The organism is Comamonas composti DSM 21721 (assembly GCF_000429845.1).
In the GTDB taxonomy this organism is placed as follows: domain Bacteria; phylum Pseudomonadota; class Gammaproteobacteria; order Burkholderiales; family Burkholderiaceae_C; genus Comamonas; species Comamonas composti.
The window spans coordinates 78,879-99,597 of record NZ_KE386973.1; the positions used below are offsets into that span (position 1 = coordinate 78,879).

General features: G+C 64.6%; 18 protein-coding genes and 1 pseudogene. 9 read left to right on the top strand and 10 right to left on the bottom strand.

Annotation, left to right across the window (positions count from 1 at the left end; genetic code table 11):
• Positions 1–360, top strand: a pseudogene (locus G486_RS24185) (hypothetical protein); the annotation flags it as partial.
• Here G486_RS24185 and G486_RS0120090 read toward each other — a convergent pair.
• Entirely contained in the window at positions 357–1,445 is a 1,089-nt protein-coding gene (locus G486_RS0120090; protein ID WP_027017147.1) for a ribonucleotide-diphosphate reductase subunit beta, read from the bottom strand. The pseudogene G486_RS24185 and the gene G486_RS0120090 overlap by 4 nt on opposite strands.
• A 309-nt stretch (positions 1,446–1,754) precedes the next feature.
• The gene (locus G486_RS0120095; RefSeq protein ID WP_027017148.1) at positions 1,755–4,697 is read right to left on the bottom strand and encodes a ribonucleoside-diphosphate reductase subunit alpha; all 2,943 of its coding nucleotides are present in this window, start codon (positions 4,695–4,697) and stop codon (positions 1,755–1,757) included.
• Positions 4,698–5,064: 367 nt separating this feature from the next.
• Between G486_RS0120095 and G486_RS0120100 the strand changes: the two genes are divergently transcribed.
• Positions 5,065–5,277: a hypothetical protein gene (locus G486_RS0120100; RefSeq protein ID WP_027017149.1), complete on the top strand. Its 213-nt coding sequence runs from the start codon at positions 5,065–5,067 to the stop codon at positions 5,275–5,277.
• Between the two features lie 56 nt (positions 5,278–5,333).
• Here G486_RS0120100 and ampD read toward each other — a convergent pair whose 3' ends face one another.
• Genes ampD through G486_RS0120125 form a run of 5 tightly spaced genes read right to left on the bottom strand, consistent with a single transcriptional unit; the run spans position 5,334 to position 10,230 of the window.
• Positions 5,334–5,930 (bottom strand): 1,6-anhydro-N-acetylmuramyl-L-alanine amidase AmpD, encoded by a 597-nt coding sequence (ampD, locus tag G486_RS0120105; protein WP_027017150.1) that lies wholly within the window; start codon positions 5,928–5,930, stop codon positions 5,334–5,336.
• The gene (locus tag G486_RS0120110; protein WP_027017151.1) at positions 5,917–7,416 is read right to left on the bottom strand and encodes a sigma-54-dependent transcriptional regulator; all 1,500 of its coding nucleotides are present in this window, start codon (positions 7,414–7,416) and stop codon (positions 5,917–5,919) included. The genes ampD and G486_RS0120110 overlap by 14 nt, the downstream gene beginning before the upstream one ends.
• Before the next feature lie 5 nt (positions 7,417–7,421).
• Entirely contained in the window at positions 7,422–9,179 is a 1,758-nt protein-coding gene (locus G486_RS0120115; protein WP_027017152.1) for a sensor histidine kinase, read from the bottom strand.
• Positions 9,180–9,190: 11 nt separating this feature from the next.
• Entirely contained in the window at positions 9,191–9,418 is a 228-nt protein-coding gene (locus G486_RS0120120) for a PP0621 family protein (protein ID WP_027017153.1), read from the bottom strand.
• Positions 9,415–10,230 (bottom strand): cytochrome C assembly family protein, encoded by an 816-nt coding sequence (locus G486_RS0120125; RefSeq protein WP_027017154.1) that lies wholly within the window; start codon positions 10,228–10,230, stop codon positions 9,415–9,417. The genes G486_RS0120120 and G486_RS0120125 overlap by 4 nt, the downstream gene beginning before the upstream one ends.
• A 226-nt stretch (positions 10,231–10,456) precedes the next feature.
• Between G486_RS0120125 and ffh the strand changes: the two genes are divergently transcribed.
• Positions 10,457–11,851: a signal recognition particle protein gene (ffh, locus tag G486_RS0120130; RefSeq protein WP_027017155.1), complete on the top strand. Its 1,395-nt coding sequence runs from the start codon at positions 10,457–10,459 to the stop codon at positions 11,849–11,851.
• Positions 11,852–12,172: 321 nt separating this feature from the next.
• A complete protein-coding gene (locus G486_RS0120135; RefSeq protein WP_245587381.1) occupies positions 12,173–12,739 on the top strand; it encodes a C40 family peptidase in 567 nt (188 codons plus the stop codon).
• Between the two features lie 23 nt (positions 12,740–12,762).
• On the opposite strand, the gene eda is transcribed toward G486_RS0120135, so the two are convergent.
• From eda to G486_RS0120150, 3 genes are read right to left on the bottom strand one after another with little or no spacing between them, the layout of a single operon-like run.
• Positions 12,763–13,395 (bottom strand): bifunctional 4-hydroxy-2-oxoglutarate aldolase/2-dehydro-3-deoxy-phosphogluconate aldolase, encoded by a 633-nt coding sequence (gene eda / locus G486_RS0120140; protein WP_027017157.1) that lies wholly within the window; start codon positions 13,393–13,395, stop codon positions 12,763–12,765.
• A complete protein-coding gene (locus tag G486_RS0120145) occupies positions 13,392–14,369 on the bottom strand; it encodes a sugar kinase (protein ID WP_027017158.1) in 978 nt (325 codons plus the stop codon). The genes eda and G486_RS0120145 overlap by 4 nt, the downstream gene beginning before the upstream one ends.
• Before the next feature lie 11 nt (positions 14,370–14,380).
• Positions 14,381–14,773 carry a RidA family protein gene (locus G486_RS0120150; protein WP_027017159.1) on the bottom strand — a complete coding sequence of 131 codons (393 nt, stop codon included), beginning with the start codon at positions 14,771–14,773 and terminating at the stop codon, positions 14,381–14,383.
• 114 nt (positions 14,774–14,887) lie between these two features.
• Here G486_RS0120150 and G486_RS0120155 point away from each other — a divergent pair, with 114 nt between their 5' ends.
• From G486_RS0120155 to G486_RS0120175, 5 genes are read left to right on the top strand one after another with little or no spacing between them, the layout of a single operon-like run.
• On the top strand, positions 14,888–16,477 hold the full coding sequence (locus G486_RS0120155; protein WP_051303703.1) for an ABC transporter substrate-binding protein: 1,590 nt from the start codon (positions 14,888–14,890) through the stop codon (positions 16,475–16,477).
• Positions 16,478–16,500: 23 nt separating this feature from the next.
• On the top strand, positions 16,501–17,451 hold the full coding sequence (locus tag G486_RS0120160) for an ABC transporter permease (RefSeq protein WP_027017161.1): 951 nt from the start codon (positions 16,501–16,503) through the stop codon (positions 17,449–17,451).
• Entirely contained in the window at positions 17,451–18,293 is an 843-nt protein-coding gene (locus tag G486_RS0120165) for an ABC transporter permease (RefSeq protein WP_034388605.1), read from the top strand. Before G486_RS0120160 ends, G486_RS0120165 begins: the two co-directional genes overlap by 1 nt.
• Positions 18,290–19,351, top strand: coding sequence for an ABC transporter ATP-binding protein (locus tag G486_RS0120170; RefSeq protein ID WP_027017163.1), 1,062 nt, complete (start codon positions 18,290–18,292; stop codon positions 19,349–19,351). The genes G486_RS0120165 and G486_RS0120170 overlap by 4 nt, the downstream gene beginning before the upstream one ends.
• The gene (locus G486_RS0120175; RefSeq protein ID WP_027017164.1) at positions 19,348–20,313 is read left to right on the top strand and encodes an ABC transporter ATP-binding protein; all 966 of its coding nucleotides are present in this window, start codon (positions 19,348–19,350) and stop codon (positions 20,311–20,313) included. The genes G486_RS0120170 and G486_RS0120175 overlap by 4 nt, the downstream gene beginning before the upstream one ends.
• Positions 20,314–20,719: the final 406 nt, after the last annotated feature.

A 20,719-nucleotide genomic window follows, 5' to 3' on the forward strand; every position in this document is an offset into this window, starting at 1 on the left:
TTCTTTGCCACAGGAGCCGTCGCCTTCTTGGCGGGTGTAGCAGCCTTCTTGGCAGCGGGAGCGGCAGCCTTGGTGGCGGTCTTCTTCACTGCTTCAGTCTTGGGTGCTGCGGCCTTTTTTGCGGGGGCCTTTTTTTCGGTCGTGGCCTTGGTGGAGGCCGTCTTCTTCGCAGTTGCCATCATTTTCTCCTTCGTTGATTTGCACAAAACGCCTGAGGGCACATGGCCCTCGGGCGATTCAAAACGATGTGGAGTTGCGCATCGCTTTGAACTCGGTGGCGCTTTGAATCACGGCATCAACGATGCATGCGCAATTCAAGGCGCGCCATGGATTGCATTGTGCCTGCGAAGAAGCGATTAATCCCAGGAAAGTGCGCCTCCGGTCTGATACTCGATGACTCGTGTCTCAAAGAAGTTACGTTCTTTCTTCAAATCGATCATCTCGCTCATCCAAGGGAAGGGATTTTCTTCATTCGGGAACAGCGCTTCGAGTCCGATCTGCGTTGCGCGGCGATTCGCAATGTAGCGCAGATAACCCTTGAACATGGATGCGTTCATACCCAGCACGCCGCGTGGCATGGTGTCTTCGGCATAGCGATATTCAAGCTCGACGGCCTTGACGAATAGCTCGGTGATTTCCTGCTTGAATTCGGGAGTCCACAGATGCGGATTCTCCAGCTTGAGCTGATTGATCAGGTCGATGCCGAAATTGCAGTGCATGGACTCGTCGCGCAATATGTACTGATATTGCTCGGCGGCTCCGGTCATCTTGTTCTGGCGGCCCAGCGCAAGAATCTGGGTAAAGCCCACGTAGAAGAACAGGCCTTCCATCAGGCAGGCGAAAACGATGAGCGACTTGAGCAGGGTCTGATCGTTTTCGGGCGTGCCGGTGTTGAAGGTCGGATCCATGATGGCTTCGATGAACGGAATCAGGAATTCGTCCTTGTCGCGGATCGACTTGATCTCGTTGTAGGCATTGAAGATCTCGCCTTCATCCAGGCCCAGCGACTCCACGATGTACTGGTAGGCATGGGTGTGGATGGCTTCCTCGAAGGCCTGGCGCAGCAGGAACTGGCGGCACTCGGGCGCCGTGATGTGGCGATAGGTGCCCAGCACGATATTGTTCGCGGCCAGCGAGTCGGCGGTCACGAAGAAACCCAGGTTGCGCTTGACGATGCGGCGTTCGTCCTCGGTCAGGCCGTTGGGGTCTTTCCACAGCGCGATGTCGCGGTTCATGTTCACCTCCTGCGGCATCCAGTGGTTGGCGCAGGTGGCAAGGTATTTTTCCCAGGCCCATTTGTATTTGAACGGCACCAGCTGGTTGACGTCGGTCTTGGCATTGATGATGCGCTTGTCGGCAGCATTCACGCGTTGGTGCGTGGAGCTGTCGGCCGTGGTTGGGCTGGGGGTGGCAGAGGTCGGGGTGTCGTCTTCAAAGGACAGCATGGTGGTATTCCTTGTGTGAGAGCAGGTGCCTGGGCATCCTGCCTGTCAATTCATTTGCTGGCTTGCGCTGGCTCTAAAACTTGCGCTTTCCAGTCAGAGCCGCCGCGCAAGTGAAGCCAGGCTCTTCATGTGTGCTGGGGGAGATCCCTCACCCCAGCCCTCTCCCCAAAGGGGCGAGGGGTAAAACCGGGGCGTAGCGCACAAACTGGCGCGGCCCAACTCAGGGTCACCGCGCAAGGGCCGCCCCGCCGCGTCGGTGTCGCCCCCCTTCAATGGGGGAGCGGCGTAGCCGCTCAGGGGGCGTATGCGTTATTGGCAGGCCTCGCAGCCTGGATCGTCGATGGCGCAGAACTTGATGTCCGTGGCCGGGCCTTGCTGGGCGCGGGCGGCGGCTGCAGCGGCTTCCAGGGCGCTGGTGGCGGCCGCTGCTGCTGCAGGAGCTGAAGGCGCTGTGGGCACGGCGTTGAGCACGCGGCTTTGGATCGTGGACTTCTCGATGTTCGTGGCGCTGGTGGTGCGCAGGTAGTAGGTGGTCTTGAGACCGCGCAGCCACGCCAGGGTGTAGGTGTCGTGCAGCTTCTTGCCCGAGGCACCGGCCATGTAGATGTTCAGGCTCTGGGCCTGGTCAATCCATTTCTGGCGGCGCGATGCGGCCTCGACCAGCCACTGGGGCTCGACTTCGAAGGCCGTGGCGTAGAGCTCCTTGATGTCGTGCGGCACGCGGTCGATGGCGCGCAGCGAGCCGTCGAAGTGCTTGAGGTCCATGACCATCACGTCATCCCACAGGCCCAGGCGCTTGAGGTCACGCACCAGGTACTGGTTGATCACGGTGAACTCGCCCGAGAGGTTGGACTTCACGGACAGGTTGCCGAACGAGGGCTCGATGGACGCATCCACACCCACGATGTTGGAGATGGTGGCCGTGGGCGCAATCGCCACGCAGTTGGAGTTGCGCATGCCGTCGGTGGCGATCTTGTTGCGCAGCGCATCCCAGTCCAGACGCACCGAGCGATCGACTTCGACATAACCGCCACGGGCCTTGGCCAGCAGGTTCAGCGTGTCCAGCGGCAGAATGCCCTGATCCCACAGCGAGCCCTTGAAGGTGGAGTAGGTGCCGCGCTGCTTGGCCAGCTCGGTCGAGGCCCAGTAGGCGTAGTAGCAGATGGCTTCCATGGACTGGTCGGCAAAGTCCACGGCCTGCTGGCTCGCGTAGGCAATGCGCATTTCGTACAGCGCATCCTGAAAGCCCATGAGACCCAGGCCCACGGGGCGGTGGCGCATGTTCGAGTCCTTGGCCTTTTGCACCGCGTAGTAGTTGATGTCGATCACGTTGTCCAGCATGCGCATGGCCGTGGACACGGTCTTCTTGAGCTTGTCCAGGTCCAGGGTGCGCACGCTCAGGCCGCTGGCATCGGTGCTGGTCTTGATGTGGCGGGCCAGGTTGACCGAGCCCAGGTTGCAGACCGCAGTTTCGGTGTCGCTGGTGTTGAGCGTGATCTCGGTGCACAGGTTGGACGAGTGCACCACGCCCGCATGCTGCTGGGGCGAACGGATGTTGCAAGGGTCCTTGAAGGTGATCCAGGGGTGGCCGGTCTCGAACAGCATGGACAGCATCTTGCGCCACAGGTCCATGGCGGGGATGCGCTTGTGCAGCTTGAGCTCGCCGTTGTCGGCCTTGGCTTCATAGGCGGTGTAGGCCTGCTCGAAGGCTTCGCCATAGAGGTCGTGCAGGTCCACGGTGTCGGCTGGAGAGAACAGCGTCCACTGGCCTTTTTCCATGACGCGCTTCATGAACAGGTCGGGAATCCAGTTGGCGGTGTTCATGTCGTGCGTGCGGCGGCGGTCGTCGCCGGTGTTCTTGCGCAGCTCCAGGAACTCCTCGATGTCGAGGTGCCAGGTCTCCAGATAGGTGCAGACCGCGCCCTTGCGCTTGCCGCCCTGGTTCACGGCCACGGCCGTGTCGTTGACCACCTTGAGGAAGGGCACCACGCCTTGCGATTCGCCGTTCGTGCCCTTGATGCGCGAGCCCAGGGCGCGCACGCGCGTCCAGTCATTGCCCAGGCCGCCCGCAAACTTGGACAGCAGCGCGTTTTCCTTGATGGATTCGTAGATGCCGTCCAGGTCGTCGGGCACCGTGGTCAGGTAGCACGACGACAGCTGCGAGCGCAGCGTGCCGCTGTTGAACAGCGTGGGCGTGCTGCTCATGAAGTCGAAGGACGACAGCAGCTCGTAGAACTCGATGGCACGCGCGTTGCGGTCTTCCTCCTGCAGCGCCAGGCCCATGGCCACGCGCATGAAGAAGGACTGGGGCAGCTCGATGCGCGTCTTCTTCACGTGCAGGAAGTAGCGGTCATAAAGCGTTTGCAGGCCCAGGTAGTCGAACTGCTGGTCGCGTTCGGCCTTGAGCGCTGCAGCCAGGCGCGGCAGGTCGTAGTTGAGCAGCTCGGGGTTGAGCAGTTCGTTGTCCACGCCGGCCTGGATGAAGCCCGGGAAGTAGTCGGTATAGCCTGCCTGCATGTCGGCGGGCTGGACGTCGCGGCCCAGCACTTCGCGCACGATGGTGTGCAGCAGCAGGCGCGCCGTGACATAGGTGTAGTCCGGGTCCTTCTCGATCAGCGTGCGTGCCGACAGAATGGCGGCCTTGTAGACCTCGGCCAGGGGCACGCCGTCATAGAGGTTGCGCAGCGTCTCGGCCACGATGGGCGCGGCCTTGATGTCGGCATTCAGATTGCGGCAGGAGGCTTCGATCAAGGCCAGCAGGCGAGCCTGATCCAGGGGGACGCGCTGGCCCTTGTCGGTCACGTGCAGCACCGGAGCGGCAGCGGCGGCTGCAGCTTCTGCTGCCGCCTTTTTCTGCTCGGCACGCTCCTGGTTGCGGCGCTCGCGGTAGAGGACATAGGCACGCGCCACATCCTGGTGGCCGGCGCGCATCAGGCCGAGCTCGACCTGGTCTTGCACATCTTCGATATGAAAGGTGCCGCCCTCGGGGCGCGAGCGCAGCAGGGCGCGCACCACGCCTTCGGTGAGCTCGTTGACGGTGTCGCGCACGCTGGCCGAGGCTGCGCCCTGAGCGCCGCGCACCGCCAGAAAGGCCTTGGTCAGTGCCACGGCGATCTTCTGGGGCGTGAAGGGAACCACATCGCCGCTGCGGCGAATGATCTGGTAGTTCTGCTCGATGGATGGGCGATTGGTGTAGGAGGGGGCAGCATCACCGTGCGCAGCGGGAGACAAAGAATTCAAAGCTTCTTGCATGGGTTTCCTCTACGGGCATTGGGGGAGAAAGGGCGGACAAAAAACGTGCTGCATGCAGATGGGGCGGGGGCTTTACCTGCTTGGCTGTGCACATCGTTTTCACAGGGTGTGCACAAGTTCTACACACTATATATGGGGTCTGGTATGAATCAAGACACTACCGGTAGTGTAGCGCGGTATGCCTGCCATGGATTTGTAAGACAGTCTCCACACCTTGTTTTCGCGGGATCCGAGCCTGGTTGCTCATGTTTGTCATAGCAGCCAAGCCAGGCCGTGCATGGCCTGGCGGGCGCGATGGCGCCGGCATTGAAAGTCATGCTGGTCGGGAATGGAAAGTGCCTGAAAACCTCATGGGAACTATGGCGCTATGCAGAAAATTCTGGCAGCACGACGCCCGGTTCTGCGGGCGGCTCCAGTTCGCTTTGCGCAGGGCGATTGCATCTACCCCCCCGACCTGAGCCTTGCCGGCACGGGCATCCGAGATGCGACTGCCCTGTTGTTGCGCGTTGAGTGCTATTTAAAGAAGAGCTGGTTGCGCTTGATCAGAAATACTTTCAATGCGCTTTATATCCAGGATTGAGCAGCAGCAAGCGCTAGCCGCTCATGAATTTGCTGTGCAGCAACTGCGAGCCGAGATCAGGGCAGGCGCCAGCCGGCTGTGGCTTGGTCCTGTGCGAGCAGGCCGGCCAGCCGTGGCCAGTCAAAGCCGGCTCCGGGATCGAGCTTGCGCCCTGGCGCAATATGCTCGTGGCCGGCGGCATGGGCGATGGGGTAGCGCAGGGCCAGGGCCTGGCACAGCCAGGCCAGGCTTGCGTATTGAGCGGGCTCGAAGATGAGGCCCTCCAGGCCTTCGAGCTCTATGCCGATGGAGTCGTCGTTGCAGCGCTCGCGCCCGCGCCAGGCCGAGGCACCTGCATGCCAGGCGCGCGCATCGCAGTCCACGAACTGCCAGATCTCGCCTGCGCGCGTGATGAAGAAGTGCGCCGAAACCTCGAGCCCGCGTATGCCCTGGTAATAGGGGTGGGCGTTCCAGTCGAGCTGGTTCATGAACAGTTGCTGCACCGCGCCCGTGCCGTACTCGCCCGGTGGCAGGCTGATGGAGTGGATCACGGCCAGGTCGATGCAGGCCTGATCCGGGCGCGGGCCGAAGTTGGGCGAGGCCAGGTGGCGCACGTTCTGCAGCCAGCCGCCCTGCCAGACGGCGGATGCCGGCCTGGATTCAGAGCCGCCCATGCTCGGCTCCTGCGCCGGCTTCGGCTGGCGTGCCCGGCTCGCTGGCATCGCCGGGCAAGGCGATATTGAGCCGCTCTATGCGATAGCGTATCTGGCGCAGGCTGATGCCCAGGCGTGCGGCCGTGGCCGTGCGGTTGTAGCCGTTGGCGTGCAGGGCGCGCACCAGGATGTCGCGCTCCTGCGAGTCCAGCCACAGCTGCAGGTCCTGGGGCAGAAAATCGGCATCGGCCACCGCATCCGGTACCTGGGTCGGTGTGCTCGCGGCCGGCGTGCAGGGGCTGGCGGGCAGCAGGTCGTCGGCCAGCCGCAGCGGCCCTTCGTCGCCCAGGGCAATCGCCCGGTGCAGCAGGTTTTCGAGCTCGCGCACATTGCCGGGCAGCGGGTAGTGCATGAGCGGCGTCAGGGACTGGGCATCGACCTCGGGCGCGGGCAGGCCCGATTCCCGGGACAGACGCAAGAGCAGGGTGCGGCACAGCCGGGGCAGGTCCTCGCGGCGCTCGCGCAGCGGCGGCAGCAGGATCTCGATGACGTTGAGCCGGTAGTACAGGTCCTGGCGAAAGCGCCCCTCCTGCACATCGGTGGCGAGGTCGCGGTGTGTGGCGCTGACGATGCGCACGTCCACGGTCTCCTCCTGGGTCGAGCCCAGAGGGCGGATGCGCCGCTCCTGGATGGCCCGCAGCAGCTTGGCCTGCATGGCCAGCGGCAGGTCGCCGATCTCGTCGAGGAACAGGGTGCCGCCGCGTGCGGCCTGGAAGTAGCCGTCCCTGTCCTGGGTGGCCCCGGTGTACGAGCCTTTGCGTGCGCCGAAGAACTCGGCCTCGAGCAGGTTCTCGGGAATCGCTCCGCAGTTCACGGCCACCAGCGGGCCCTGGCTGCGCTGGCTGCAGGCGTGCAAGGCCCTGGCCACGAGCTCCTTGCCGGTGCCCGACTCGCCATGCACGAGGACCGGCGCCATGCCGCGCGCGACCTTGGCAATGCGCTGCTTGACGGCCAGCATGACCGGGGAGTCGCCCACCAGGGCCGTCAGCGCATCGCCACCCTGCAAGGGAAATTCCGGCTCCTGGGGCGCACAGCGCCCGGCCATGCCCGGCGCCGCAGGTGTGCTGTCCATGCCCTGGGCGGCCGAGGCCACGACCTGGCGGAACTGCTTGAGGTCCACGGGCTTGGTCAGGTAATCAAAGGCACCTGCGCGCAAGGCCTCGACCGCGTTCTCTGCCGAGCCGTAGGCGGTGATGATGATGCAGCGCTCGCGCCGCTGTTGCTGGCGCAGCTCCTGCAGCAACTCCAGGCCCAGCCCGTCGGGCAGGCGCATGTCGGTGATCAGCACATCGAAGCGCTTGGCCTGCAACTGCTCGCGAGCCTCGGCCAGGCAGGCTGCGGTTTCCACGCGATAGCCCTCGCGCAGCAGGGTCAGTTCGTAGAGTGTGCACAGATCGGGCTCGTCGTCGACGACGAGGATGGAGACGGCGCTGGCAGAGGCGTTCACAGGCTTCACACCACAATTTGGTCAAACAAGGTGGCCGGAATGGCCGAAGTCGAGCCGCTGCGAAAGACGATGCTGAAGGCATTGCCCGGTATCGCGGCCTGCGGGCCCGGGCGCACCAGCCGCTGGTAGCTGATGCTGGCATCGTAGCGCTGGCACAGCTCGCGGCAGATATAAAGGCCCAGGCCGCTGGAGCGGCTCTGCGAGGAGAAAAAGGGCTCGAACAGATGACGCTGCACCGAAGGTTCGAGTGGCTGGCCGTCGCTCCAGACCTGCAGCCAGGTCTGGCCCGCAACGGCGGAGCCGGTCAGCACCTGCAGGCTCAGCTCCTGGTCTGCGTGGTTGCGGTGGCGCTGGGCGTTGTCCAGCAGGTTGACGAGCACGCGGCGCAAATGTTCGGCATCGAAGACCACATGCTGGCCCGGCGCATCCAGGTGCAGCAGCAGCTGGCGCGGGGGCTGGCCCTGGGCTGCCCACTCCTGGCAGACCTGGTTCACCTGGGCGTCCAGGGCCAGGGGCTGGGGCGGCGCATCGCCCATGTGCTGCTGGACGCGGGCAATGTCCAGCACCTCGTCGACGATGCGAGCCAGGCGCTCGGAATTTTGCTCGACGATGCGGCACAGCTGCTGCTGGGCGGGCTCGCTGCCCAGATCCTCGGCCAGCAAGGCGTTGGCCTGGGAGATGGCGGCCAGAGGGTTGCGTATCTCATGGGCCACGGCCGCCGACATGCGGCCCATGGCAGCGAGCTTTTCGGTGCGCATTCTGGCCTCGAGCTCGCGCAGGTCGTGCAGGAAGACCACGCACAGCCGGCGTGTGGAAAGGCCTGGGCCGGTGTCGGACTGGGGCGGGCTGGCCAGCTCCGTAAGCCAGGTGCGCAGTTGCAGGCCTGTGGGGCCTTCATGGCTGGGCGACTGCAAGTGCACGGCGGTCGAGATCGGGCGATCCAGCTCGAAGCTCTGGCGCACGGCCTCCTGCAACTGCTGCCAGCCCTCATGACTGTCCAGTGCGAACGGCTGGTTTTCGGTCGGGCTCAGACCCAGCAGGCGCAGGGCTGCGGGATTGGCCTGGTGCACGCAGAATCGCGCATCGATCACCAGCACGCCATCATCCAGATGGCGTATCACCAGGGCGTTGACCTGCTCCTGGGTCTGGGCCTGCTGCCAGCTCTGTCGGGCCAGCGCACGCTCGCGGCGCACACGGCGCGCGAGCTCGTGGGTCAGATAGGCCATGGCGAAATAACCGGCGCAGGCAAAGCCTGCCTGGTAGTAGGCCTGGCTGTCGGCGAGCTCGCCGCGCTGGTTCATCCAGCTGACCCAGGCCAGCATGAGCAAGGTCACGCCGGAGGTGGTGGTCATGGCCAGCAGCAGATTGCCCAGGGCCGCCGAAATCAGAATCGGAATCGCCAGCAGTGCCGAGTAGTTGAGCGTTCCGGCCTGCAGCAGTTGCAGCAGGCAGATGACGGCCAGGTCTCCGCCTATGACCGGCAGCCAGTGCCAGCCCAACTGAGGCTGCGGCGGCTGGCGGCGCGAGGTGAACAGCAGCACGATGGCCAGGCCCAGGTAGCCGAGTATGACCAGCCAGACCAGGGGCGTGCCGGCAAGGTTCATGCGGCTGATCCAGGCCTGCAGCAGCAAAAGCCCGGTGGCCACGAGCACGCGTCCTATCAGATAGCCGCGCCACAGACGTACAAAGGGATTGCTGTCGGGGCTGCCCTGATCCTCGGGCCAGGCCGCGCCGGAGGCAGTGCTGGCGCCGATGTTTTGCATGTGCGGAAGGCTCACCGGGCTTGGCTGCGATGTTCGGCGCTGCAATAGCTGAGGGCGCCGGCCTGCAGGGCTTCGCTGCGCGGCAGGTGCAGGCCGCAGTGCGCGCATTCGACCATGTCCTGGGGCTTGCCGACCCTGGGGGCGGCGCGTTCGCGCCGGGGCTGGTCTTCGGCCCGGCGCCGGTTGCGCCAGACGCCCACGGCAATGACGAGCACCAGCAGGACCAGAACGTATTTCATGCGGCGCCCTTGTTGAGCAGCACTTCCATCACGAAGCGTGAGCCCGCATAGGCCAGCAGCAGCAACAGGGCGCCTGCATAAAGCATGCGCGTGGCGCTGCGCCCGCGCCAGCCAAAGCGCATGCGCCCGGCGAGCAGGACGGCAAAGGTCAGCCAGGACAGCACGGAGAACACGGCCTTGTGATTCCAGACCCAGGCCCGGCCGTAGAGCTGCTCGCCGAACAGCCAGCCTGCGGCCAGCGTGGCCGTGAGCAGCAAGAAGCCGGCCGACACGAAGCGAAAGGTCAGGCGCTCCAGCGTGAGCAGAGGCAGGCCGCTGTCATGGCCGGCGCCCTGGCGCATCGATTGCTCGGCGCGGTTCATGAGCGCCGCATGCACCACGGCTGCAGCGAACAGGCCATAGGAGGCCAGGCCCAGGGCCAGGTGCAAAGGCAGCCAGGGCGAGGCGCTCACATACAGCGGTGTGCCCGGAAACAGCGCGGCCAGCAGCACGGCGCAGGCGCCCAGCGTGGCCAGGGCCCAGCGCGCGCGCATCTGGGGAAACAGCTGCTGCTCCACCGCATAGACGGTGAGCACCAGCCAGGCGGTCATGGACAGGGCGGGGGCAAAGCCAAAGCGCGGGGTCATGCCGGCCAGACTGCTGGCCAGGGCCAGGCCGTGCAGCAGCCAGGCCAGGCGCAGAGCCCAGCGCGCCGCAGTCTGGCTGATACGCAGCGCGCCTGCCGCGGGAACGGCATAGGCCAGGGCTGCGGCCAGAGCCAGCGTCCAACCCAGGGGCGAGGCGTTGGCGGAGATCAGGGGCAGGGAAAGCATGGTTTGTATGATAGCTGGCGCAAGCCGGGGTTTGCCGGGCCGGCGCGGGGGCTAGCAGGTAGAATCGAAGGCCTTTGTCCAGAATACATGCCTGCCGCCATGGCGCTCGCTGCTGCTGCAGGCCACGGCACCAGGAGTGGGCGTGGCGCAGTTTCTGGCGATTTCCCGGCAGTTTGCTGCGGCCTGCATTGCGCCCCAGCCCCATCCATTCCTAGGTTTCCCGACTATGGCCTCCGCTCTGACCGAAAAACTCTCGCGCCTCGTCAAGGAGATGCGTGGCCAGGCCCGCATCACCGAGTCCAATGTGCAGGACATGCTGCGCGAAGTGCGCATGGCCTTGCTCGAGGCCGACGTGGCCCTGCCCGTGGTGCGCGACTTCATTGCACGCGTCAAGGAAAAGGCGCTGGGCCAGGAAGTGCTGGGCTCGCTGCAGCCGGGCCAGGTGCTGGTCTCCATCGTCAACAAGGAGCTGGCCGCGACCATGGGCCAGGGCGTGGCCGACATCAACCTCAACGCCCAGCCGCCGGCCGTGATCCTCATGGCCGGCCTGCAGGGTGCGGGCAAGACCACGACCACGGCCAAGCTGGCCAAGCACTTGATCGAGAAGCGCAAGAAAAAGGTGCTTACGGTCTCGGGCGACGTCTATCGTCCTGCGGCCATCGAACAGCTCAAGACCGTCACGGCCCAGGCCGGTGCCCAGTGGTTCCCGTCCTCGCCCGACCAGAAGCCGCGCGATATCGCGCTGGCCGCGCTCGACTATGCGAAGAAGCACTTCTTTGAAGTGCTGCTCGTGGACACGGCGGGCCGCCTGGCCATAGACGAGCTGCTGATGCAGGAGATCAAGGACCTGCATGCGGTGCTCAAGCCCGTGGAGACCTTGTTCGTGGTCGATGCCATGCAGGGCCAGGATGCGGTCAACACGGCCAAGGCCTTCAAGGAAGCACTGCCGCTCACGGGCATTGTGCTCACCAAGCTCGATGGCGACTCCCGCGGCGGTGCGGCGCTGTCGGTGCGCAGCGTCACGGGCGCGCCCATCAAGTTCGCGGGCGTCTCGGAAAAGATCGATGGGCTCGAAGTCTTTGATGCCGACCGCCACGCCCAGCGCGTGCTGGGCATGGGCGACATCGTGGCCCTGGTCGAGCAGGTCACCAAGGGCGTGGACATGGAGGCCGCACAAAAACTCGCCGAGAAGGTCAAGAGCGGCGACGGGTTCGACCTCAACGACTTTCTGGCCCAGATTCAGCAGATGAAGCAGATGGGCGGGCTGTCCACGCTCATGGACAAGCTGCCCACCGAGCTTGCGGGCAAGGCCGGCGCCGTGGACATGGACAAGGCCGAGCGCGAGATCCGCCGCAAGGAAGGCATCATCTGCTCCATGACGGCCAAGGAGCGCAAGAGCCCGGCCATCATCAAGGCCACACGCAAGAAGCGCATTGCCGACGGCGCAGGCGTACAGGTTCAGGAGGTCAACCGCCTGCTCAAGGAGTTCGAGCAGATGCAGGAGATGATGAAGAAGATGAAGGGCGGCGGCCTCATGAAGATGATGAAGCGCATGGGCGGCATGAAGGCCATGAAAGGCATGATGGGCGGTGGGGGCGGCATGCCCAAGCTGCCGTTTTGATGGCTCCCCCTGAGCGAGCGGCTGAGCCGCTTGCCCCGGGGTGGCGGGCGCTTCTTGCTCGGTATCCCTGATATTGGAGCGTGCCGGTGGGCTTGGCCGTTATTGCTATGAAGCCAGGCTTTTTGCTGGCATAAAGCCGCAGCAGGGTCTGCGGTTTTTTAATGCGTGTCTTATTAAAAATAAGAGCGCATAGCGCTTGATGGGCGTGGTTTTGATGGGTTATCTATCCGTAAACCGCCTGGGGCAAGTGCTGGTAGCTCACTTTTATGCAGCACTGCGGCTGCGACCCGGCAGGGCTTTGTGAGAACATGTCAAGCCATGATGTCCGCGAAGTCCAGCTCTTTTTCCTCAGATGCGTTTTGTTTGGCGGCGGTGTCGCGCCGTGGCTTTGCGGTTTTGGCCGTGTCGGGGCTGGGCGGGTTGGTTGCAGGCTGCTCCTCGTCGCCGCGCAAGAGTGCTGGTTCGCCGGGCGTGGCGGCCTCGCCCCAGGCGCTTGGCCTGGACCCCGGGCTGCGCGAGGCCATGCTGGCGCGCACCATGCTGGTGGTCAACACGCCCTATACCTATGGCGGCAACAGCCCGGAAGGCGGCTTTGACTGCAGCGGCCTGATCCAGTGGGCCGTGGGCGGCATCACCGAAAAACGCCTGCCGCGCACCACGGCCCAATGGGCGCAGGCCAGCAATCCCGTGGGCGTAGGCCGGCTTGCGCGGGGCGACTTCGTGTTCTTCAACACCTCGGGCGCGCGCTATTCGCACATGGGCATCTTTGTGGGCAACGGCCAGTTCGTGCATGCGCCTTCCACGGGCGGCACGGTGCAGCGCGTGCGCATGGACAACGTCTATTTCGCCAAGCGCTTTACCGACGCGCGCAGCATCTTCGCAGGTTGAACCTGCGGATGCCGCCTGGCGCTCTATAGCTTTGCGGCCGCCTGGGCCAGGGCCGTGATGGTGGCCCAGTCGCCATGGGCCAGGGCTGCACGCGGTGCCAGCCAGGAGCCGCCGACCAGGGCCACATTGGGCAGGGCCAGATAGTCCATGGCATTGGCGGCTGTGAGCCCGCCTGTGGGGCAAAAGCGCAGGTCTGCCAAGGGGGCTGCCAAGGCCTGCAGCAAGCCCAGACCGCCGGCTTGCTCGGCCGGAAACAGCTTGAGCAGGCCAAAGCCATGCTCGCGCGCGGCCAGGGCTTCGCTGGCCGTCATCACGCCGGGAATAAAGGGCAGAGACCCGGCTGCCGCTGCGGCCAGCAGGCCGGGGCCTGTCCCGGGCGAAAGCGCAAAGCGCGCCCCGGCATCGCCTACACGGCGCAAATCCTGGGCGTCCAGTACGGTGCCGGCACCCACGCACATCTGCGGCACGGCATGGGCCACGGCGTTGATGGCGTCCAGGGCCACCGGTGTGCGCAGCGTGATTTCCATGGCATCCACACCACCGGCGAGCAAGGCCCGGGCCAAAGGGACGGCCTGGGCCAGCTTGTCGATGACGATGACGGGCAGCACCCGGGTGTGGAAGGAAGGGAGGGCGGTCGCAGAGCTGGGGCTGTTCATGCCAGGGCCTCCTGAACCAGTGCTGCATTCACCTGAGCGGCATAGGGCAGCGGGGCCACGGCGCCAAAGCCTTGCACGGCAAGGGATGCCGCCGTGTTGGCGTAGCGTGCGGCGGTGGCGAGGTCGTTGCCCAGGGCCAGACGGGCCAGCAGATTGCCGTCGAAGCAATCGCCAGCGCCTGTTGCGTCGGTAAGGGCCACGGGCCGGCCCGCAATGTGGGTGCTGGCGTGGGGGGGCTTGCTTTGTTGGGTGCTGACCATGCAACCCTCGGCTCCCAGCTTGAGCACCACGGTGGCGGCGCCGTGGGCATGGCTCCAGGCAATGATGTCTTGCGCCGCCGTCAGTCCGGTCAGCGTCACCATGTCTTCCAGGCTGGGCAGAAAGATGTCGCACAGCGACACCGCATGGGCGATGCAGGCGCGGGCCCGTTCCAGCGGCCAGAGCTTGAGGCGCAGATTGGAGTCCAGTGCAATCTGTGCCCCTGCGGCGCGGGCCATGCGCATGGCGGCAAAAGCCGTGTCGCAGGCCGTGGGCGAGATGGCCAGCGAAATGCCCGAGACCATGAACAGTCGGCAGTCCTGCAGCAGCTGCAAGGCGGGAGAGGATTCGACCCAGGCCGGCGTCATATGGCTGGCGGCAGAGCCGGCGCGCAAATAGCTGAACTGGTGGCCAGCCTCGCCATGGGTCACAAAGTACATGCCTGTGGGCTGCTTGGCATCGCGTTGTACGGCCGTGTGGTCCACGCCCTCACGCTGCCACAGTGCCAGCAGGGCATCGCCAAAAGTGTCCTGGCCCACGCGGGTCAGGTAGGCCGTGCGTGCGCCTGCACGTGCCGCGGCAATGGCGGCATTGCTGGTGTCGCCGCCAAAGCCTTGCAGATACTCGGGCTGGCCCGCATGGGTCTGGTTGAACTCGATCAAGGCCTCGCCCAGTGTGACCAGATCCCATGTTTTGGAGTGTGTGCCGTGCTGCATGGCGTGGCCACTCAGTTGCGGGGCTTGTAGGCCGTGACGTCGATCTCGACCTTGGCGTCGATCATCAACAGCGATTGCACCGTGGAACGCGCGGGGCGGTGGTCGCCAAAGCACTCCATATAGACGCGGTTGAAGCTGCCGAAGTCGCGGGCATCGGCCAGCCAGACGCTGACCTTGGCCACGTCTTCCAGCGTGCAATCGGCCAGGGCCAGCGCGGCCTTGACGCGTTCAAACACCTGGCGTGTCTGTGCCTCGATGCCGCCCGTGATGACCTCGCCCTGGTCGTTGGTGGGCACCTGACCCGAGACAAACACAAAGTCCCCGGCGCGCGTGGCCGGAGACAGGGGGCGGGCCTGACGGTCCGAGGCCAGCGGCGATTGACCCAGCATTTCCACTTTCGACATGCTCATCTCCTTTTGTAATGTTATTACTCAAAAAATACAGGAAAACCCTGTTATTTACAAAACAAACCATGAAATACGATTTGCGATGTAATTTTATTACTCAAAGAGGACGCGATGCAAACGAAAAAAACCAGCCAGTCTTTGCTGCCAGCCCAGAGCCTGGTCTTGATGCGGCGTGATCTGCTGGGACTGGCTGCGGCATCGACGGTCTGGTGCTGCGGCATGAGCCCGGCGCAAGCGCAGCAGAGGGGCAGTGCCGTGAACCTGGCCATGATTGGCGAGCCCCAGGGTCTGGATCCCATGGTGTCCACGGCCGATCTGGTGGGCACGGTGATGCAGCATGTGTACGAGCCGCTCTACACCTTTGATGGCCAGTGGGCGATTGCACCCATGCTGGCCGAGGCCTTGCCCACCGTTTCCAAGGACGGGCTGCGCTACCAGATCGCCCTGCGCAAGGGCGTGAAGCTGCACAACGGCCGCGAGCTGAATGCCGAGGATGTGCTGGCCTCGCTGCGCCGCTGGATGGAGGTGTCCCCGCGCGGCAAGGCCGTGGCCAAGGAGGTGGAGGCCTTGACGGCCAGCGGGCCGCTGGCGATTGAGATCAAGCTCAAGGCGCCTTATGCACCGCTGCTGGCACAGCTGGCCCTGCCTACGGGCATGGCGGCCATCATGGCCAAGGAAAGCCTGGCGCCCCAGATCAAGGAGTTCATAGGCACGGGGCCTTACAAGCTCAAGGAACGCCGGCCCGACCAGTTCATCGTGCTGGTGCGCCATGAAAGCTATAGCGCCCGGCAGGAGCCGGCCAGCGGCTATGCGGGCAAGCGCGAGGCGCTGATCGACGAGCTGCGTTTTGTGCCCGTGCCGAATGTGAATACGCGTATCGAGGGCGCGCTGTCCAGCCTGTTCCACTATGCCGACCTGCTGCCGGTGGAAGCCGCAATCCGCCTGGACAAGGGCGCGCCGGCCGTGGTGCCCATCGTCACGCCGAATTTTGGCTTCCCCTACATCGTGCTCAATACCCAGGAGGGGGTGTTGGCCCAGACCGCGCTGCGCCAGGCGGTGCAGACCGCCACGGGCCAGGCCGAGCTGATGGCCGCCGGTTTTGGCAGCCCGCGCTTTTTCACGGCCGAGCCCAATTTCTTTCCCAAGGGCACGCCTTTTTACGCTGATGCCGGGGCCAAGCAGTACAACCAGCACAACCCGCAGGCGGCCAAGGAGCAGGCGGCCAAGGCCGGCTACAAGGGCCAGCCGCTGCGCATCATGGTCAGCCGGCAGTACGAGTTCCACTACAACATCGCCCTGGTGCTGAACGAGCAGCTGAAAAAAGCCGGCTTCAAGACCGAGGTGCAGGTGGTGGACTGGGCCACGCTGGTGCAGCGCCGCAACGACGCGAAGCTCTGGGATCTGTTCATCACCCACTCGGGTCTGTTCCCCGAGCCCATGCTGTCCCCACCCCAATTGGGTGATGGTGCACCTGGTGGCTGGGACACGCCGGGAAAAAAGGCCGCGCTCAAGGCCTTCAATCAGGAAGGTGATATCGCCAGGCGCGGCGCCTTGTGGGGGCGTGTGCAGCAGCTGGTGTACGACGAAGTGCCCTTCATCCCGGTCGGCAAGTTCAACAGCTTCTCGGCTCGCTCGGCGAGGCTGCAGGGCTATACACCGTCGATCTGGCCCTTCTTCTGGAATACGCGTCTTGCCAAGTAGGCGGCTGCTGGTGGAGGTGCTTTATGCCTAGATTTCTTTTGAGCCGTCTCGGCGGCTCCCTGGTGGTGCTGGCCATTGTGGCGGTGCTGGTGTTTGCGCTCACGCGCCTGGCCTCGGGCGATCCGGTGGCCCTGCTGCTGGGCGACCAGGCCACGGCCGAGGACATTGCCCAGGCCCGCGTGCAGTACGGCCTGGACAAGCCTTTGCCGGTGCAGTTTGCCCTTTGGGTGGGCGAGCTGCTGCAGGGCAATCTGGGCCAGTCCATTTTTCTGCAGCAGCCCGTGGCGCAAACCCTGCTGGAGCGGGCCGAGCCCACGCTGATGCTGGCCCTGCTGGCCGTGGGCATTGCGGCGCTGATTGGTGTGCCCTGCGGCATGGCGGCGGCCATCTGGCGCGGCAGCCCGGGCGACCAACTGCTGTCCAGCGTGGCCATGCTGGGCGCCAGCGTGCCCAGCTTCTGGTTTGGCTTGATTTTGATCCAGCTGTTCGCCGTCAAGCTGGGCTGGTTTCCAGCTTCGGGCTATGGCAGTCCTGATGCGTCGTTTGCCGAGCGCTTCACCCATTTGCTGCTGCCGGCCCTGGTGCTGGGCATGCTGAATTCGGCCCTCATCATCCGTTTCACCCGGGCCTCCATGCTGGACATTCTGGGCGAGGACTATGTGCGCACTGCACGCGCCAAGGGTCTGGGTGAGGCCACGGTCATGACCAAACATGTGCTACGCAATGCGCTGGTGCCCATCATCACCGTGCTGGGGCTGACGCTGGCCTTGATGATTGGCGGCACCGTGGTGACCGAGACCGTGTTCAACCTGCCCGGCGTGGGCAATCTGGTGGTGCGCGCCGTGCTGCGGCGCGACTACCCCGTCATACAGGGCACGCTGCTGATGATTGCCAGCGTCTATGTGTTCATCAACCTCGCCATCGATCTGCTCTACACCCTGGTCGATCCACGCATACGTCTGGAGGGCAAATGATGGGAGATTGGCGCAAATGGGCCGCGCGGCTGTTCGCGCGCAAGGTGGTGCTGCTGTCGGCCGTGCTGCTGGCCGGCGTGCTGCTGGTGGCCCTGATTTTTCCCTGGGTGTCGGATGCCGATCCGAACGCCATCTCGGTCAGCGAGCGTTTGCTCGAGCCCTCGGCCACCCACTGGGGCGGCACCGACGAGCTGGGCCGTGACGTGCTGCTGCGTATTGTGCATGGTGCACGCTACTCGCTGCTGATCGGTTTTTTCACGGCGGCTGGCGCCGTGCTGCTGGGCACGCTGCTGGGCATGCTGGCAGGGTTCTTCCGCCGGCTGGACGCGCCCATCATGCGCTGTGTGGACGCCATGATGTCCTTCCCCGACATCCTGCTGGGCATTGCCCTGGTGTCCATTCTGGGTGCCTCGCTGTGGAATGTGATGCTGGCCCTGGTGATCGTCTACACACCGCGTGTGGCGCGGGTGGTGCGGGCCGCCACCATGGTGCTGCGCGAGCTGCTGTTTGTGGACGCGGCGCGCGCCCTGGGTGTGGGCACGGCGCGCATTTTGTGGCGCCACATTCTGCCCAACCTGGTCTCGCCCGTGCTGGTGCAGATCACCTTCATCTTTGCCTACGCCATCCTGGCCGAGGCCGGCCTGTCTTTTCTGGGTGTGGGCGTGCCGCCCGATATTCCCACCTGGGGCACCATGATTGCCGGCAGCCTGGAGTCGGCCGACAAGGCGTTCTGGATCATTCTTTACCCCGGCCTGGCCATTGTGTTCACCGCCTTGTCGCTGCAAATGCTGGGCGATGGCGTGCGCGATCTGCTGGACCCCAAGCTCAAGAAGGCCGCATGAACCACCGCACATTCGATTCCCTGGCGCCCCGGCTGCAGGTGCAGGGCCTGTCCACCTCGTTTGCCACCGATGGCGGACGCATCCAGAGCGTGGCCGAGGTGAGCTTTGCCATACGCCCCGGCGAAACCCTGGCCCTGGTGGGCGAGTCGGGCTCGGGCAAGTCCGTGACCAGCCTCTCGCTGATGGGCCTGCATGCGCGCAGCTCCCAGGCCCAGGTTGGTGGCCAGGCCTGGTTTGTGCGGCGTGACGGCCAACGCGTAGACCTGCTGGCCCTGGCCGAGCGCGACAAGCGCGTGCTGCGCGGCAATGAAATTGCCATGGTGTTCCAGGAGCCCATGACCAGCCTCAACCCCGTGCTCACCGTGGGCGAGCAGATTGCCGAAAGCGTGCGTCTGCATCTGGGGCTGGACCGCGCAGGCGCACGCGCCCATGCGCTGCGCATGCTGGAACTGGTGGAAATCCCCGCCGCTGCCCAGCGCATGCATGAATATCCGCACCAGCTCTCGGGCGGTATGCGCCAGCGCGTGATGATTGCCCTGGCCATGGCCTGCAATCCCACGCTGCTGATTGCCGACGAGCCCACCACGGCGCTGGATGTGACCATACAGGCGCAAATCCTGGCGCTGATGGGCAGGCTGCAAAAAGAGACCGGCATGAGCCTGCTGTTTGTGACCCATAACCTGGGTGTGGTGGCGCAATACGCCGATGCCGTGGCCGTGATGTATGCCGGCCGCATTGTCGAATCCGCGCCCGTGCATGCGCTGTTTGCCCAGCCCCGCCACCCGTATACCCAGGGGCTGTTGGCCTGCCTGCCCGGTGTGGCGCGGCGCCAGGCAGGCAGCGCTTTTGGCGAGAGCGTACGTGCCGGCACCCGGCCCAAACTGGCCGCCATTCCCGGCCAGGTGGCCAGCCCCTTGGCGCCGCCACCGGGCTGTGCCTTCGGCCCGCGCTGCAGCCGCCATGGCGCGGCCTGCGATGCGCAGATGCCGGCATTGGCAGCCCTGGATGCGCAGCGCCAGGTGCGCTGCGTCCATGCCCATGAGGAGGTGACGGCATGAACGCCAGCCCCAATCTGTTGGAAGTGCGCGGCCTGCGCAAATACTTTGGCCAGGGCACGCATCCCGTGCGCGCCGTGGATGGCGTGAGCTTTGATGTGCGCCCCGGCGAAACCCTGGGCCTGGTGGGTGAGTCGGGCTCGGGCAAGAGCACCATAGGCCGCATGCTCACGCGGCTGATCGACCCCACCGAGGGGCAGATGCGCTACCTGGACGCGGACGGCGCAGCGCATGATCTGGCAGCACTATCGGCATCCCGCATGCGGCCGCTGCGCTCGCAAATCCAGATCATTTTTCAAGACCCCTATGCCAGCCTGAACCCCCGCATGCGCATACGCGATGTGCTGGGCGAGGCGTTGGACACCCACGGCCTGGCACGCGGCGCGGCGCGCCAGCCGCGCATTCACGAGCTGCTGGCCCAGGTGGGCCTCAGGCCCGAGCATGCCGAGCGCTTTCCGCATGAATTTTCAGGCGGCCAGCGTCAGCGCATAGGTATTGCCCGTGCCCTGGCCGTGGAGCCGCGCTTCATCGTGGCCGACGAGCCCTTGTCGGCCCTGGATGTGTCCATACAGGCCCAGGTGGTGAACCTGCTGGGCGAGCTCAAGGAGCAGTTGGGGCTGACGCTGCTCTTCATTTCCCACGATCTGGATGTGGTGGAGTATTTGTGCGACCGCGTGGTGGTGCTGTATCTGGGCCATGTGATGGAGATTGCACCCACCGAGGCCTTGTATGCCCAGCCGCAACACCCTTATACGCAGGCCTTGCTTGCAGCGGCACCGCTGCCAGACCCCGCGCAGCGGCGTAGCATTCCGCTGCTGCAAGGCGACCTGCCCAGCCCTGCCAACCCACCTTCGGGCTGCGTGTTTCGCACGCGTTGCCCCCAGGCTGAAACCCGCTGTGCCAGCGCCGTTATGGCGCTACGCGAAGTGCAGCCAGGGCGGTTTACCGCATGCTGGAAAAATTAAACGCACCCCCTGAGCGGCTTCGCCGCTCCCCCCTTGTATCTTCGATAACCTCAAGTTCCGAGACATTTTTTGGGAAGTTGTTCACAGCCCGTCATCCCCTTGTATCTTCGATAACCTCAAGTTCCGAGACATTTTTTGGGAAGTTGTTCACAGCCCGTCATCCCCTTGGGAGCTTCGGCATCCCGTCAGAGAGCATTTGGCGTGAACAACTAACCGTTTGCAGCAAGCCCGAACAGTTGCTTGTTGGCGATGCATGTTCTTTGGAGCTGTATTGACCGCGTATTTTTGCAAGGATGGGCAATGACTAACGAATCCCAAGAATCTCTGTTTGTAGGTATCGACATCTCCAAGGCTGTGCTGGAAGTGGCCTTGAGTGACAAGGGGGCCAGTGAGCGCTTTGACAACG